We start from the raw sequence: 16502 nt of genomic DNA, 5'->3' as shown, positions 1-16502 counted from the left end.
TTTCTTTCGATAATATTCATAAGTGAATGTTCGTTTAATTAAGCTAACAAAGCATCCTGTATTATTGTAATCAACTCTTTTAATAGATCATCCCTTTCAACTTCTCCAATGCATTGGTTACTCGCAATAGACTTTATTGGGAAAAAAAGTATTGCTATCAAATTATCATTTTGAATATCCTTAAGCACTCTTTGCTGTTTCATTTCCTCAAACAAATTATTAAGATTTTTTATGCCCTTTCTATCTAAGCAATGGCAAGCTAATGCTGGACAACTGGAAAATTGATCTACAAAATGAAATATCTCTCCATTCTCTTTGATGTAAGTATAATATCCTCTGACCAGTATTTCAATAAGTTCATGTCCATCCATATTCTTATAAACCATACTAAGCAAATAATCAAATATTTCTTCAGAATATTCATAATATATATCTTGAAACATAATTTCTTTATTCTCGTAATAAATATAAACAGTAGCTGGGGAAACCCCTGCCTCTTTTGCGATTTTTGAAATAGAAGTACCATGAAAACCTAATTCAAGTATTAGTTTAACAACTGCTTCCTTTATACTTTTCTCTTTTTCATCATCTTTTCTTCTCATCTAAACACCTCTACTAATTTCTATAATAAACGATCATTCATTTATTGTCAAGTGGCATTTTATTATCTTTGCGTATTTTTTAAATTTTCTAGGTATACTGTCAAAAATATTCTTACAATATGGATTTATTTTTTAATTTTTTAATACTCCTAACAAGAAAAAATATTGTAAGTGCTGTTGCAATCAAATCAGCACAAGGTTGTGAAAACCATAATCCATCCAATTTAAGAAATAATGGGAGTATAAGGATAATGGGTATTAAAACTATGACTTGTCTTAAAACACTTAAAATCATTGATGTTTTTGCCTCATTTATGGCTTGAAAATAACTTGCACCTAAAATTTGAAATCCTAAAATAGGTAAAACCATTAAATCAATCCTAAGTCCATGTGCACCTAATTTTATTAATTCAGGATTATTACCTACAAATATTGTTATAAGTTGATTTGCAAATAGTTGCACAACAATAAACCCAATTACAGCAATACAAGTTCCAAAAATTATGGCGAGCTTTAAAATTTTAAAAACTCTATCGTACAATTTAGCCCCATAATTATATCCTATTATAGGCTGTATACCTTGACTAATACCAACTATGGGCATAAAAATAAGCATTGATATACTATTTAATATCCCCATTGCAGCAACTGCAAGATCCCCTCCATAAATTAAAAGGCCTTTATTATACAAAATAGCTACAAGGCTTGAAGCTATTTGCATAGAAAACGGTGCTACCCCAATAGCAAAAATATCATTTACAATATATTTATTAAGCTTTAGGTTAGTTTTCTTTAATTTAAGTACGCTTCCACTGTTTTTCGCTGTAAAATATCTAAGTACTAATAACGTATTAAAAGCTTGTGAAATTACAGTTGCTATTGCAGCACCTTGAATTCCCATTTTAAATACAAATATAAATATTGGATCTAATATAATATTAATAATTGCACCAAACATCATTGTAAACATTGCCATTTTAGGATTACCCTCGGCTCTAATTATATTATTAATGCCAAATCCTACATTTTGAAAAACAGCTCCCATAAGTATAATTTGTATATATGCTTTTGCATAAGGCAGGTTATTTTGATCCGCACCAAATAATACTAAAATTTTATTCAAAAATAAAACTCCAAATATTCCAAGTACTACTGATATTATTGTTAAAAGCATCACAGCATTCCCCAAAATATTATCTGCTGCCTCAACGTTTTTTTCTCCAAGTCTTATTGATATCACTGAACAAGCACCTATACCAATAAGCATTCCAAATGCCATTATAATGACTGATATTGGAAATGTTATAGCAAGTCCGGATAATGCGTATGATCCCACCCCTTTAATATGTCCTATATATATTCGATCCACAATATTATATAAAGCATTCACTACCATTCCCGTTATAGCTGGCACCGAAAACTTAAAAAGTAATTTGCTTATACTTTCCGATCCTAATTTTGTATTCATAAAATTTCCTCCATATTAAAAATAATATAATCTTGTAACATCCTAACTTATTTTGCATTATAACATCAGCTATATATTATATCATACGTTTTATGATTTAAACTGTCTTACAATATAAATCCATCTAATCTAATTTAGAAATTCAAACTTCTAAAAATCGCTTTGTAATAAATATCTTATAATAATAATTATCATTTACATTCTTATACAACTATAGTATTATAATATATAAGAAATAAATATAAAATTTATAATTTAAACATAGTATTAAATATAACTAGTTTTTAAAAACATCATAATTATAATATATTTTAAAGAGGAGAGATTAAATTGAAATTTGAAAATTTACTTAAACAAACAACATTAGATTCAACTATAAATGTAAAAAACTCTATAGTTATGGCACCTATGACTACTTTTTCTGCAAATCCTGATGGAACAGTATCTGTGGCAGAATTAAGTTATTATAAAGCAAGGTCAAAAGGTGTAGGCATAGTAATTACTGCCGCAACCAATGTACAAGAATCAGGTAAGGGATTCCCTGGACAATTTGCTGCTTACAACAATAGCTTTTTACCAAGTTTAAAAAAATTATCACAAACCATAAAAGGAGAAGGTGCCTTAGCAATTCTTCAAATATTTCATGGTGGAAGAATGGCAATTCCTGCCGAAATACCTGGTGGTCAAACTATTAGTGCAAGCGCTATAGCAGCTGAAAGAGAAGGTGCAATGACTCCACGCGAAATGACCCAAGCAGAAATCCAAGATACTATTAAGGCTTTTGGTAAAACAACAAAACTTGCAATAGCTGCTGGTTTTGATGGTGTAGAAATTCATGGGGCCAACACATATTTATTACAACAATTTTTTTCTCCTCATTCAAACCGAAGAGATGATATGTGGGGTGGAAGCATAGAAAAAAGAATGAATTTCCCGCTAGCTGTTATTGCGCAGGTTAAGAAAGTAATAAAAGAAGATGGCATAAAGAATTTCATAGTGGGCTACAGGTTTTCACCAGAGGAAATAGAAAATCCCGGTATAACTTTAGAAGACACTCTTTCATTTATAGATGTTTTATCAAATCAAGGATTAAGTTATTTGCACAGCTCCATATCGGATTTTTGGCAAAGTTCAATACGTAATGCCTCCAATACTAATCCTATTATTTGCAGTATACTTGACAAAATACATGGCAGAGTCCCTTTTATCGGCGTTGGATCTATCCACACACCTGAAGATGCTATAAAGGCATTAAACAGTGGCGTCGCATTTATATCTCTTGGTAGAGAGCTAATCATGGAACCCGACTGGGTCAGTAAGGTTCAAACTGGTGATTTTTCAAAAATACGTACTACTTTAAATAAAACTCAAAGAAAATCTTTAGATATTCCGGAGCCACTTTGGAATACAATTATAAATACACCTGGTTGGTTCCCAATGTCAAAATAATTACTTTATCACAATTAAATACTTAACACATCTTATAAACTAAAAGTACCAGATATGAAATAAAACATATCTGGCACTTTTCATTTTGATTACTTACTTTTTAAAAATCCTATATAAAAAATTCTTTCTGCGCCTAATATACTCTTTAGTTTTATAAAAACAAATAATAAAATGCAAAGATTTATTCTTTATCAGTTTACCGACTATTTTTTTTTGAAAACCTCCGAAGTTAAAATACTTTAAATTCTGACCTAAAATGTCGTCTTCAATAATTCGTGATATTTGCTTCTTAATTTCTAATTTATCGCAATCTGAATCTTTATAAAACAAATTGTTTAAACTCATTATAATGCTATCTGTGAATTTCAATTCTACTACATCTTTATTTGTATCTGTATATGCATTATTATTAATTAGAAATTTTCTTACTGATTTGTACATGTTATTTTGATTATTATATAATTCTTTATTAAATGTAGATGTAATAGAATTATCATTATAATTCACATAATTATAGAGTTGTTTATCAATTATAGTGATGTTACCACAATGTTCTAGATATTGGAGATTGAACATAAGATCCTCCCCCCAATTTATTAAACTATCAAATTCAAGATTATATTTTTTAATAATATCAGCAACATATAACTTATTCCAAAGATAGTTAATATAATAATTTTTAAAAAGAATACCAAATTCATTCAAGAATGTTTTTTTTGTAATACTAACTTGATTGTTTAAACTGATAGCCTTAACGTTTATTTTACCATTTTTATCCTTAGAAACTCTTGTATATCCACAAAATACCACATCAGTATTTCTACTTATTTCATTAGTTAAAGTTTCAATCATATTAGGTTCAATATAATCATCAGAATCAACAAATTGAATGAATTTTTTTGTTGCTGCTTTTGTACCTTTATTTCTAGCAGATGACACTCCCAAATTTTTCACATCTTATTTAATAATGAACATATTTTTAAAATACATATATTTATCAAAAAACCATTCCTTTTTTAAATATTTATTGTTTTATATAATATTATCGGTAACTATAATATTATCGGTAACTATACTATGTTTCTAACATTCGGAGTCTATCCTTATATTAACATATTAATCGTTTTTTGTCGCTTGTTGTCTACTAGCATTATCTCATTAAAAAAACTATACAAAAAAATAAAGAAATGTTTAGAGATGTAAATTACACTTTACTTCTCCATTCATTTCTTTAAAATTATTTTTATATCTGTATATATTATAATTTTGACTATTCTATATTATAGTTTCTATCAATAACTCAACATAAGTATATACCTATTCCTTACTAATTTTCATTTTTAGCATTATATACAAAGTTACAAGGTTTTCCTTCACAATTTAAAACCTCTTCATCATCTTCACCAGTATAAATTTCTTTATTAGTTACGTCGCTTCCAGTTGCTGTTCCAAGCAATTTTTCAATGTCTGTTGATATATCTTCTGGCGTAGTTGTTGGTTCAAATCTATATTCTACATTACCATCTCTTCCTATAAGGAACTTTGTAAAGTTCCATTTTATTGAATCTCCTACTAGTAATTCCGGAAATTTTTTCTCAAGCATATCATTAAATTTTTTTTCATTAGGCTGATTCAAGTCAAATCCTTTGAATTTTGCTTTTTCTGTAAGGTATTTAAAAATCGGATGAGCATTCTTTCCCCTTACATCAGTTTTCTCAAACAATGGGAAACTCACTCCATAATTAATTTCACAGAAATTTTTTATTTCACTACTTTCACCAGGTTCCTGAGCTGCAAATTGATTACTTGGAAAACCCAATATTTCAAAGCCCTTGTCCTTGTACTGCTCATAAATCTTCTCTAAGCCCTTGTATTGTGGAGTAAATCCACACTTGCTTGCCGTATTAACTATAATAAGTACCTTTCCCTTATATTGTTTTAGAGAAACCTCTTCCCCATCTATTGTAATTGCATTAAAATCATAAATTGACATTTATTATCCCTCCATTTTTATTAAGCTTAGTTTTTATATAAAAATTAATATTTCTTAATAATTGTTATTGTCTATAATTCTATTATATCACAAAAAAAATAAATTACAATAAAGTTTAGCCCTTATTTATAGTATTATAGATATAAAAATATTTAAATATTCATTAACTTAGATATGGAATTTATTATATTAGCTAAAAATGTGATATAATAATTCTTTATGTATGTCTAATACCATTATAAATGGAAAATTTGTTAGGAGTGAAAAAATATGAAAAGTACAATATTAACACCTAGTGGGGTAATAAAATTAGAAGAAGAATTAACCCTACGAACCGGAGAAAAAAGAAGAGAAATAACGGCAGCAATTAAAGAAGCAAAGGGGCATGGCGATCTAAGTGAAAATGCAGAATATGATGCAGCTAAAGATGAGGAAGCAACTAATAATGATAGAATAATTGCAGTACAAGAGTTACTTCGAAACTCTACAGTAGTAGATGACGAGAGCAGCGATGAACACTTAGGTCTTGGTGGACAGGCTGACATTAAATTTCTTGATACAGATGATATTGTAAAAGTACGCTTGGTATCCACTGTAGAGACCAATCCGGACCTTATGAATATAAGTATTGAATCACCACTTGGAATTGCAATCTATAAAAAGGCACTTGGAGAGAAATGCACAGTTTTAGCCCCTGAAGGTAATTACGAAGTAAGTATAGAGAAGATTTACGAATAGTAAAAAATATTAAGACTACTTAAATCTTTTTTATAAATTTTTTTAATCAAAGTAAAAATTTAAGCAGGGAGTAATCACTACTTAAATTTTTTCATATTACTAATGAGCTTTGTCAGTTGACGAAGCTTTAAAACTTTTTTCAATCATTTCTACAGCTTTAGTATATTTATTCTTTTGATTAGTTGGAAATTTAAAAATAAAAGTATCAATTGAACCTTTTCCAACTACTTTCTTTTGGTATACTATTTTGTCGCCATCAGTATAAGATATTACAAACCAATTACCGTTTTTTACTTTATAATACATATTATTATTTTTTATAGCTTTGTTATATATTGAATCAACTGTATCGTGTGATACATTGTTAGTTCCATAAATCTGAAGTGATATACTATCATCATCGGATTTAAACATATTCCCATTAACAGTTTCTTTAACTACTTTTAGTTCACTAGGATACTTAATCGAACATAAAAACTTTTCATTAAGATAATTTTTATATTCAACTTCTTTAGGCAACTCACTTTGTGACTTAGTATTTGATATTTTTTGACCCTCAATTGCATTTGCATCTGACAATTTTTTATCTGCTATTATTTTTGCATCTACTATTTTTTTATCTGCTATTATTTTAGCATCTGAAATTCTCTTGTCCGCTACCTGCTCTGGTGTTCCAATTGTAGATTTTGCATTTTCTGCTGACAGCGACGGTGAAAGTATTTTATACATAACCCCTATTACAATAAGTAGTCCTATAACTAATAAACCTATAATGACTTTTATTGACCTTTTCATTAGTTTTCCTCCTAATATATTCATCTTTAGTAACAATTCCATACTTTAATTTTTTACTTGAATAATATATTCCCCTCCTCACTGTCACTGATATATCTAACACCATAATAACATTGCTTAAATGTGTTCAAATTTATTATTTCTGTTACTTTGTAAATGTATATCCAAGCTCAGTATACATTATTCTGTTGTCTTTCTAAAGTCAATAAGTTACATTTTCACTTGGTAGCTTCTTATTGCTATGATTGATTCATAATTTTGTTTTTCTATTGCTAAAAGTTTTTCTTTCACACTCAACCCACCAGCATAACCAACCAATTTACCATTAGCCCCAATGACACGATGACAAGGGATTATTATAAAAATCGGATTTTTATTATTTGCCATTCCTACTGCACGAGCTGCTTTTATATTACCAACATTTTTTGCTATATCCTTATAACTTTTTGTTTTTCCATAAGGGATTTCTAACAGTGAATTCCATACCTTTTGCTGAAATTCTGTCCCACTAGGAGCAAGCGGTAAATCAAATATTTTTCTTTTTCCACAAAAATATTCTTGAAGTTGCATATTTGCTCTTTTTAGCAAAACGGTCTCATTAATATTTATACCTTTAGGCATTTTTTCAGCAAAATTCATCTGAGTTATAGCCATGCCATTCTCAACAATTCCTATTTTTCCAATTATTGTTTCATAATAAAATATGTTATTAATATTACCACCTCCACGTTTAGTTCCTTTATAATATATATTACTATATTCTTTTATAACTGTCTTCCTGTATATCCTTTAAACATTAAATATATTCAAATGCTTTAAGTATGCATGTAAAACTGTACTTAGTAACAAAGCGGGTATATATACATAATATACATTGAAGAACATTTTTTATGGAGGATATATATGTACCAGTGCCCCTATTTTTATAATATGATTATGTTCAATAGATATACGCAGATCAACGATAGTATAAACCTTGTTTTAGATTCTCAAAATAATAATAACATACCAAAAAATTTTCGTAAGTCATCAACTTTATTAAATACGCAAACCAATAAGAATTTAAATCTTAGTGGATTAAACACATTAAACATTTCTGGAAGTCAACAATTTTCAAAGGATAATTTACCTATTGTAATAAATAGTATAAACACATCATTACCAATTACCATCATTGACCTAAGACAAGAATCACACGGATTTATTAATGGGTTACCTGTTAGCTGGGCTAATGCAAAAAATGATGCTAACATAGGACTAACTAAAAATCAAGTATTACTTGATGAATACAACAAACTAAGTAATATAAAACTAAATGTACCTATTACATTTTATAATCATAAAAATATAACTATAATTCCAACAAAAGTCGAAGATGAACAATATCTTGTTAATTCTAAATCATTATCCTATAACCGAATTACCGTTACCGATGGTAAAATACCTAAAGATGATATGGTTGATTACTTTGTAGCGCTTGTACTATCACAGCCTAAAAACAGTTGGTTTCATTTTCACTGTAAACAAGGTATAGGTAGGACCACTACCTTCATGATTATGTATGATATGATCAAAAATTCAGCCAAAGTTACAGCTGAAGACATTATAGAACGACAATTACTATTAGCTAATTTTGATGAGAGTCATATCAAGTCTTTTAATAATAATGAAAGAGTTAACTTCTTAAATAATTTTTATAAATACTGTAGGAAAAATAGTAATGAGTTTTATTAAATGGAGTGAATTCAGAAAAAATCTAGATACTAATAACTATATAAAAAATCCTATAACTCCAACTTACTTATATGTTATATCTCAAAATGCAATGACGCCAGCTGAGAAAACAATGATAGCTACCCTTCAAGGAATTGTTAATAAACAATCATCTATTCAAATATATACGCTTAGTTCCTCACAACCTGATTATCAAACATGGCTAGATAATTTAAAAAAAGAATATGGAATTCCATACGAAAATGTCTCAAATCCGTGGCGCTTATTAGACGTATTTAAAGATTATATTAATGGATATGTGCTTTACAATAATAAAACACTAAAAGATCCTTCAATAAATAATGCTTGTTCGCTTGCCTCCTTAAATAATTGCATTGCGATTGATGAAGTTGTCCAAGGCAAAGCAGGAATCTATGGAATTACAAAGATTATAGGCGACTGTAGAAATACTGCTGAGAGCTGGGCCTTCGATAATTTATGGAACTCTGGTCTAAATCATTCCATAGTAATTGAGTTATCACCAGACAAATCTTCCGCATTAAGGGACTATGGCATAATGAGCAAATCTCTAATTTTTTATGAAGATAAAATTGACGTTACAACCCTACGAGATAAAATATTTTCAGCCCTAGATAAGGACTCCACTTGCCTCGGTTGGGGCCCGGATGAATTTATTAATGTAAGTACAACTTCGAAATATGGTATCAGTATGGTTGCTGCAGACTGGTCTTATAATTTAACTGTATTAAGTTCATTTCCTTCATTACCTATGCATCAAAAATCGTTAGTTAACTTACCTATTAAAGAAAATGTTCATCATGTAACATTTATTATGTCCGACGGGGATAATCAGCAGTGGGATCTTGGAACTAATTATGGTTCTCACAAATGGTATGGTTCCCCTTATAAAGGAAAATTCAATTTAGGCTGGTCATTAAGCCCATCCTTATATTATCTTGCCCCTACCGTATTTAAGCTATATTATGAAAGTGCATCTTATGGATCTACCAATGACTATTTTATAGTACCACCATCCGGGAACGGCTACATGTACCCAAGTAAATTTGATAAGAAATCACTATCTATGTATATTAATAGATTAAATGATTATATGGAAAAAGTAGATGAGAAATATGTATCAATTATTGATGACTCTTCTTTTCATAATAACGAACTTTGGGATAGGTTTACTATAAAACCTAATATACACGGATTATTTTATCTTGACTATCATAAACACGACAACTACCACGGGGAGATTATTTGGTCAAATAATAAACCCATAGTCTCCTGTAGGGATTTACTTTGGGATAATATTGAAAGTGAAGATGAACTTATTAAAAATATTAATCATCGAATTGATTCTGGTAAAGTTAATATTAATAATTCTAATAGTTACACTTTTGTTTATGTTCATGCTTGGAGCAAAGACCTTAGCAATATTGAAACAGTTGTGAACAAATTAAAAGAAAATCCTAAAATTGCAATAGTAACCCCTGAAACATTTATGAAATTGATAATGAATAATGTTAAACAAAAGGCTAGAACATAACGTCCTAGCCTTTTACCCATCTTAATTTGTTGTAAGCACTGTAACTTTTCATGTTTTCACCTTTTATTTATTAAGCCTCATATAAAATAGTTTGCCTAATATGCCTAAATTTAATTCATTTAGTATTTAAAAACATTAATATTATTCACAGTTATCAAGTTATGATTGTTATAATAATGATATATAAGTTAAAAAGGAGGAATAAGATATGGCAGAAGCTTTAAAAAATATGTATAACAAGGAATTCCTACAGCAATTTGGTGAGCAAATATATAATGTCTATAATTCTTTTAATATTAATAAATTTATAGCCACTATAATAGATGATACTTGGGATGAACTAAAACTAATGGAGAGGATGGACCGAATTACTAAAACGCTTGGTGTCTTTTTACCCAAAAAATATGACGAAGCACTGGAAATACTATTTAAAATCGATGAATTCTGCGTCGGATTTCCATACTTGTTTTTTCCAAATTTTGTATGCGTATATGGTTTATCAGATGAAAATTGGGAGCTTTCTATGTTAGCTCTTAAACGATTTACTATTAGATCCTCCTCTGAATTCGCAGTAAGACCGTTTATTATGTCTGATCCAAAGCGGATGATATTTAAGATGTTAGAATGGTCAAAAGACAATAATGAACATGTAAGAAGGCTCGCAAGTGAAGGCTGTCGTCCGCGTCTACCCTGGGGAATGGCACTTACTATGTTTAAAAATGATCCCACTATGGTATTATCTGTACTTAATAAACTAATAGAAGACCCTTCTATTTATGTACGTAAGAGTGTTGCTAACAATTTAAATGATATTTCAAAAGATAATCCTTTTGTAATTGTGGAAACAGTAAGACGTTTAAAAGGAATAAATAAGTATACTGACTGGATATTAAGACATGGCTCTAGAACATTGATTCGCAAAGCAAATCCAGAAATAATGCAGTTATTTGGATATGGTGAATCCATAGATAGACCTATTACCACAAGGGCTACTTTGTCTATAGATCCACCTAGTCTGAAAATTGGTGAAAGTTGTAAAATCAAATATGAACTTTGCATTCGAGAAGGTGACCCTATACATATACGAATTGAATATGGGATTTATTTTATACGATCAAGAGGAAAAACATCCTGTAAATTGTTTCTTTTGTCTGATAAAATAGTGACTGGAGGACAGTGTCTTACTGGAACCAAAATACACAAATGGGTGGAACTCACTACAAGAAAACATTACCCAGGAGAACACAAAATAGTGATCTTGATTAACGGCTCGGAGGTAGCCTCTTCAGCTATGGATTTGATTTTTTAGTCATATTCTTCTTATATTTATTATTAACTTACATATTTATATATTCAAAAATTTATAAAAGCACTCTCATTAACAATTTAGTTAGAAGAGTGCCTTTTACGTTACCGCGAGTTACCTGCAATTACTTTAAAATATGTAATTCTTTAATTTAGATCATTGTTTAATAGATAAAATAATTTAACGTACTATTTTTTTAATAAATTCTTCTGCTTTTACCACATACCTTATATGAGTTCCTTCACCTATTTTACCCATGTCATCAAATGCTTCTACTTTAAATGTTAATTTTTTACCTTCTGCCTTTTCAAGTATCGCCTCAGCACGAACCTTGACTCCAACAGGCGTTGGCTTTATGTGCTTAACACTAATCTCTATACCAACTGTTGTGTATCCAACAGGCAGTTCCTTCTTAACACCATTTTTTGCTGCATTCTCCATAAGAGCTGTCATAGCGGGAGTTGCATAAACATCTAAATCTCCTGATCCATAAGAATTCGCTGTATCACTTCTTCCAACCGTCTGCTCCATAACAGATTTCAAACCTTCATTAAAATTAAATTCCATTTTCATCACTCCATTCTTTTATTATTTATAAATATAAAAGTACTTTATCGTACTAATATAACATCATTGTGAAAGTGTATCAAGTGATTTAACTTGCATATTGTTAAAAATTTATTAATCTGTTTACGTTTACAACCTATAGATAAAAATATATCAAAAAGATATATTTCTATCTATAGGTTGAGACAAGGTTATAAATGTATCTGTACTTTGAACTCCTGAGATTACCTGAAGCCTATTCATAAGTAAGTCCTGTAGGTTAGAAATGCTCTTGCACATTACTTTAACAAAAATAGAATATGCACCCGTTGTGTAATGCAGCTCTACTATTTCTTTTATTTCTTTCAATTGTTCTAATACATCTGGATATGAAGATGCCTTGTTAAGATAAATTCCAATAAAACAACATACGTCATATCCAAGTTTGCTTGTATCTAATATAAGCCTTGCACCTTTAATTAATCCCATTTCTTGCATTTTATTCATTCTAACATGAATTGTACCGCCACTTACATGACAATTCCTTGCGATTTCAAGATAAGGTATTCTAGAGTCTTTAATTAAGATTTCTAATATTTGATAGTCTAATTCATCTAAACCGGGAACATTTAAATCCATACCATCAGCTCCTAATAAATTATTTTATATATACCTAAAATCAACAATATTGTATACTTTATATCATTATATCAAATCAATTAACAGATTAGCAAAAAAACAGCAAATAAATTTATTTTTTTAACAATATAGTACTAAAATCAATCTTAAATTTCGAATTCGTTAAACATAATAAATTATCATTAGATATATTGTAATAACTAGCTAATTATGTTATTATATTATCAATGGATCAAACAAAAATAAAAATTTATCAGGGGGAATTAAAATGACAGAATTAATAAAAGCAGAAAAAAAATTATTGGATGTAGCGGTGGCTAAAATTAAAAATAAAAAAATAAAAGATATATTATTCGTTCAACAATCAATTTTAAAAGCTGTAGATGAATTTATGTATAAGAGAAGAATAACTAGAATATTACCTCTTATGATGTCTCCAATTACAGACACGTTAAACCATAGCGTTGAGGAATGTGAAATAAGTTATAACAATCAAACTTTCAATGTTATGAAATCTATGATATTCCACAAACAAATGACAATGTTAAACGCAGATATTGATAGCCTTTATATCGTATCTCCAAACATAAGACTCGAAAAAGCAGCTAGAGGTGATTCGAGACATTTATTTGAATTTACTCAAGTAGACTTTGAATTTAAAGAAAAAACTATGGAAGATATACTTAAATTCATAGAAGAAATCATAACTGCTATATTTAAATTTGTAAAAGAGAACTGTATTCCAGAGTTAACAAGACTTGGTGTAGGTACAGATCATTTAAATATAACTGGACCATTTAAAAAATATACAACAGATGAGATGCAAGCAAAGTATGGCGATGATTTCGAAGCAGAAGCATCAAAAGCTGCTACAGAACCTTTCTTCTTAACAAACCATAAAAGAGAATTCTATGATGCAGAAGATTTAGATAACTTAGGTACTTATAGAAATTACGACCTTATTTGGCCATTAGGATTTGGTGAAGGTTTAAGTGGCGGAGAAAGAGAATTTAAACTAGATAGAATACTTTTAAGAATGAGAGAACTTGCAACTGATGAGAAGGCTTTTAGATATTACATTGAGCTTGCAAAACAAGGAGAGATATTTAAAACTGCAGGAGCTGGATTTGGAGTAGAAAGAATAACTAGATTTATAACTCAGCAACCTGAGATTAGTGATGTTACATTATTCTGCAGAAAACCTGGTGAACAATATATATTCTAATTTTCAGTACTAAGAAAATGAAAGATGATGGCTACTTTAATTAGCCATCTTTTTTTTATATTTTATCAACCATATTTTTTTCTGCTGCTTCTACCATTCGCCTCACCATTTCTCCACCAACATTACCTGAATTTTTTATTTTATTTACAATGTTACTAGGCACATCTCCCATCTCTGCATTGTTATTTCGAATATTATCTAGTCCCATATCATTTGCTACTTCCATCTTAAACTTTTGAAGTTTTCCCATTGCTTCTGGTACTAATACTCTTCTAGACATTTTACTACCTCCCTATAATTTTATGTTATAGATAACCAAAAATAATTTCGATTTCTAACCTATATAACTATATTTAGTATTTTATAAAACAGACTTTTTATTCATCGCTTTAAATTTTAAATTATTATTTATTTTTTAAAATACAAAAAACCACCTTAATAAAGGCGGCTTTTTGTGATATAAATTATTTATATTGCAGTAACTTCAATTGCTTGAAGTCCCTTAGGTCCTTCTTCTGTTTCAAATTGAACTTTTTGACCTTCTTCTAGACTTTTTTCTGATTCACTACCTTGAATTGCGGATATATGAACAAAAACATCTTTTTCGCCTTCAATTTCAATAAATCCAAAGCCTTTTACTGTGTTAAACCATTTAACTGTTCCGATTTTCATTAATAAACCTCCAAATAGAAAACACCATTACTTATGATACATTAATTTTGCATCAATAGTGTTACGCTTACAATATACCATAAAATTGGTATATTATCAATTTTGTTAATGATAGAATAATTAGATTAACTAACAATATCTCATTATAGCCAAGTAATATTACTATGCTTTAGCCTTACTTAAAGCCTCCTGTGTTGCGCTAATAATACCTTCACTACTATAAGTAGCACCAGAAACTGTATCTACTGTTGTTGATTGAGTCGATACTATTTGAGAAATTATCGTGCTTTCTGCTCTTGCATAAAAATCAGGAGTATCTCCATTTGATACTGTTTCGACTTTAGTTATTTTATTCTCTTTTATTGTAACTGACATCTGAGTTGTACCACCACGAAATCCACTACCCGATCCTGTATATGTTCCATCTTTATATTTACTTGAAGCAGTCGCTGTGCTTGCTGTATTTGTACTTGTATCTGCAGTACTAACTGTTGTTGAACTTGAATCAGTAGTTGTTGGTGTCGTTTTAGTCTTTGTTGGTGTCGTTTTAGTCGTTGTTGGTGTAGTAGTTGTTGTAGTTGCTGAGGAACTTGCTTCCGCTTTCTTTAATGCTTCCTGCGTTGCACTTATAATACCTTCACTACTATAAGTAGCACCAGAAACTGTATCAACTGTTGTTGATTGAGTCGATATTATTTCAGAAGCTATTGTACTTTCTGCTCTTGCGTAAAAATCAGGAGTATCTCCATTTGATACTGTTTCAACCTTAGTTATTTTATTATCTTTTATTGTAACTGACATTTGCGTTGTACCACCTTGGAAACCAGTACCTGTTCCTGTATATGTTCCATCTTTATATTTTTGAGAAGTACTACTTGAGCTTGTAATTGTACTAGAAGTACTTGCTATTGCCAATCCACTATTTTTCAATGCAGATGCTCCTAAATTATTAACAGCATAAAGTCCTACCATTGCTGCTATTGCTACACTGCTTGCAAGTTCAGGGTTTACATTTTCACCAAGAACATTTATCTTAGTATTACCTCTAGGACATGCTTCGATGCATTTAAAACAGTTAATGCAATCTCCACCACATACACTCTGAGCTTTGTAAAGTGATAATCCCATTGAACAATTATTTGTGCACAATCTACACTTTCCGCATTTATCAGTAGGCTTTTTAATTTTAAGTATTCCTATTCTTGATAATATATTAAAAACAGCTCCTAAAGGACATAAATATCTACAGAAAAACCTTTCTACAAAGAGAGCACCTATTGTTATTAAAAGTAAAAGTGCCACTCCAATAGTGTAATCAAATAATACCTGAGGAAAATTTGTTATTTGTGCAAAAGCATCCCAAGGACTAGTTGTATCAAGAACTTTACTTCCCATGGTCCAAACAACAATTACAAGTAATAATAGAACAACATATTTCACGTATTTTAAAACTTTATCTACTTTTTCGTTTACCTTAAAATTAATCTTAAATACTTTTTTTGATAATAAATAAATGAAATCATTATAAGTTCCAAATGCACAAACCCAGCCACAAAAGAATCTTCCAAAGAAAATAGTTACAATTATAACTGTTGTGAACTCAATTAAAGTAGGAAAAGCTGTTATAAAATTGAAATTTCCTTTAATAATCATAGTATAAATACTTTTTAGTTCTGAAAAAGCTAATATAAATAAACCCGGTGATAAAACAAACATAATCAATTGTATTATATGTCTAAATATTTGTATTTTCTTTATCTTTTTTACCATTTTATATCCCCTT

The 16502-nt window shown here is 29.5% G+C and carries 14 protein-coding genes and 2 pseudogenes; 5 read left to right on the top strand and 11 right to left on the bottom strand.

The genetic code is table 11. The annotated features are described in order from the left end of the window. Positions 1 to 38: 38 nt before the first annotated feature. Positions 39 to 602, bottom strand: coding sequence for a TetR/AcrR family transcriptional regulator (locus tag KPL44_RS14450; RefSeq protein ID WP_216121051.1), 564 nt, complete (start codon positions 600 to 602; stop codon positions 39 to 41). Positions 603 to 714: 112 nt separating this feature from the next. Beyond that, positions 715 to 2070: an MATE family efflux transporter gene (locus KPL44_RS14445; RefSeq protein WP_216251635.1), complete on the bottom strand. Its 1356-nt coding sequence runs from the start codon at positions 2068 to 2070 to the stop codon at positions 715 to 717. A gap of 330 nt (positions 2071 to 2400) precedes the next feature. Between KPL44_RS14445 and KPL44_RS14440 the strand changes: the two genes are divergently transcribed. Continuing rightward, positions 2401 to 3519, top strand: a complete 1119-nt coding sequence (locus KPL44_RS14440; protein WP_216251633.1) for an NADH-dependent flavin oxidoreductase — start codon at positions 2401 to 2403, stop codon at positions 3517 to 3519. Positions 3520 to 3612: 93 nt separating this feature from the next. Here KPL44_RS14440 and KPL44_RS14435 read toward each other — a convergent pair whose 3' ends face one another. Then, entirely contained in the window at positions 3613 to 4473 is an 861-nt protein-coding gene (locus KPL44_RS14435; RefSeq protein ID WP_216251631.1) for a glycosyltransferase, read from the bottom strand. Between the two features lie 496 nt (positions 4474 to 4969). Next, positions 4970 to 5512: pseudogene (locus tag KPL44_RS14430) on the bottom strand (glutathione peroxidase); the annotation flags it as partial. Positions 5513 to 5782: 270 nt separating this feature from the next. On the opposite strand from KPL44_RS14430, the gene greA reads away from it, so the two are divergent. Beyond that, the gene (greA, locus tag KPL44_RS14425) at positions 5783 to 6250 is read left to right on the top strand and encodes a transcription elongation factor GreA (RefSeq protein WP_071612655.1); all 468 of its coding nucleotides are present in this window, start codon (positions 5783 to 5785) and stop codon (positions 6248 to 6250) included. 99 nt (positions 6251 to 6349) lie between these two features. Here the strand turns inward: greA and KPL44_RS14420 are convergent, their stop codons facing one another. Both KPL44_RS14420 and KPL44_RS14415 read right to left on the bottom strand, forming a co-directional pair. Beyond that, positions 6350 to 7045: a hypothetical protein gene (locus tag KPL44_RS14420; protein ID WP_216251625.1), complete on the bottom strand. Its 696-nt coding sequence runs from the start codon at positions 7043 to 7045 to the stop codon at positions 6350 to 6352. 210 nt (positions 7046 to 7255) lie between these two features. Further along, entirely contained in the window at positions 7256 to 7759 is a 504-nt protein-coding gene (locus KPL44_RS14415) for a methylated-DNA--[protein]-cysteine S-methyltransferase (protein WP_216251873.1), read from the bottom strand. Positions 7760 to 7948: 189 nt separating this feature from the next. On the opposite strand from KPL44_RS14415, the pseudogene KPL44_RS14410 reads away from it, so the two are divergent. Continuing rightward, positions 7949 to 10331 (top strand): annotated as a pseudogene (locus KPL44_RS14410) (GxGYxYP domain-containing protein). Positions 10332 to 10539: 208 nt separating this feature from the next. Beyond that, entirely contained in the window at positions 10540 to 11640 is a 1101-nt protein-coding gene (locus tag KPL44_RS14405) for a DNA alkylation repair protein (RefSeq protein WP_216251621.1), read from the top strand. Positions 11641 to 11817: 177 nt separating this feature from the next. On the opposite strand, the gene KPL44_RS14400 is transcribed toward KPL44_RS14405, so the two are convergent. Both KPL44_RS14400 and KPL44_RS14395 read right to left on the bottom strand, forming a co-directional pair. After that, positions 11818 to 12204 carry a thioesterase family protein gene (locus KPL44_RS14400; protein ID WP_216251618.1) on the bottom strand — a complete coding sequence of 129 codons (387 nt, stop codon included), beginning with the start codon at positions 12202 to 12204 and terminating at the stop codon, positions 11818 to 11820. A gap of 153 nt (positions 12205 to 12357) precedes the next feature. Then, positions 12358 to 12822: an Lrp/AsnC ligand binding domain-containing protein gene (locus KPL44_RS14395; RefSeq protein ID WP_071612645.1), complete on the bottom strand. Its 465-nt coding sequence runs from the start codon at positions 12820 to 12822 to the stop codon at positions 12358 to 12360. 268 nt (positions 12823 to 13090) lie between these two features. Between KPL44_RS14395 and KPL44_RS14390 the strand changes: the two genes are divergently transcribed. Next, on the top strand, positions 13091 to 14047 hold the full coding sequence (locus KPL44_RS14390; protein WP_216251615.1) for an asparagine synthetase A: 957 nt from the start codon (positions 13091 to 13093) through the stop codon (positions 14045 to 14047). A gap of 55 nt (positions 14048 to 14102) precedes the next feature. Here KPL44_RS14390 and KPL44_RS14385 read toward each other — a convergent pair whose 3' ends face one another. The 3 genes from KPL44_RS14385 to KPL44_RS14375 all read right to left on the bottom strand — a co-directional run bounded on the left by KPL44_RS14385 (position 14103) and on the right by KPL44_RS14375 (position 16489). After that, a complete protein-coding gene (locus tag KPL44_RS14385; protein ID WP_216251612.1) occupies positions 14103 to 14327 on the bottom strand; it encodes an alpha/beta-type small acid-soluble spore protein in 225 nt (74 codons plus the stop codon). 188 nt (positions 14328 to 14515) lie between these two features. Beyond that, positions 14516 to 14719 carry a cold-shock protein gene (locus KPL44_RS14380; protein WP_216121022.1) on the bottom strand — a complete coding sequence of 68 codons (204 nt, stop codon included), beginning with the start codon at positions 14717 to 14719 and terminating at the stop codon, positions 14516 to 14518. A gap of 162 nt (positions 14720 to 14881) precedes the next feature. Beyond that, positions 14882 to 16489 (bottom strand): FMN-binding protein, encoded by a 1608-nt coding sequence (locus KPL44_RS14375; protein WP_216251610.1) that lies wholly within the window; start codon positions 16487 to 16489, stop codon positions 14882 to 14884. Positions 16490 to 16502: the final 13 nt, after the last annotated feature.

Source organism: Clostridium sp. DSM 17811 (assembly GCF_018861905.1).
Lineage (GTDB): Bacteria > Bacillota > Clostridia > Clostridiales > Clostridiaceae > Clostridium_AD > Clostridium_AD frigoriphilum.
The sequence above is the reverse complement of the archived record's forward strand: the minus strand, read 5'-3'. Positions and strand labels throughout refer to the sequence as shown.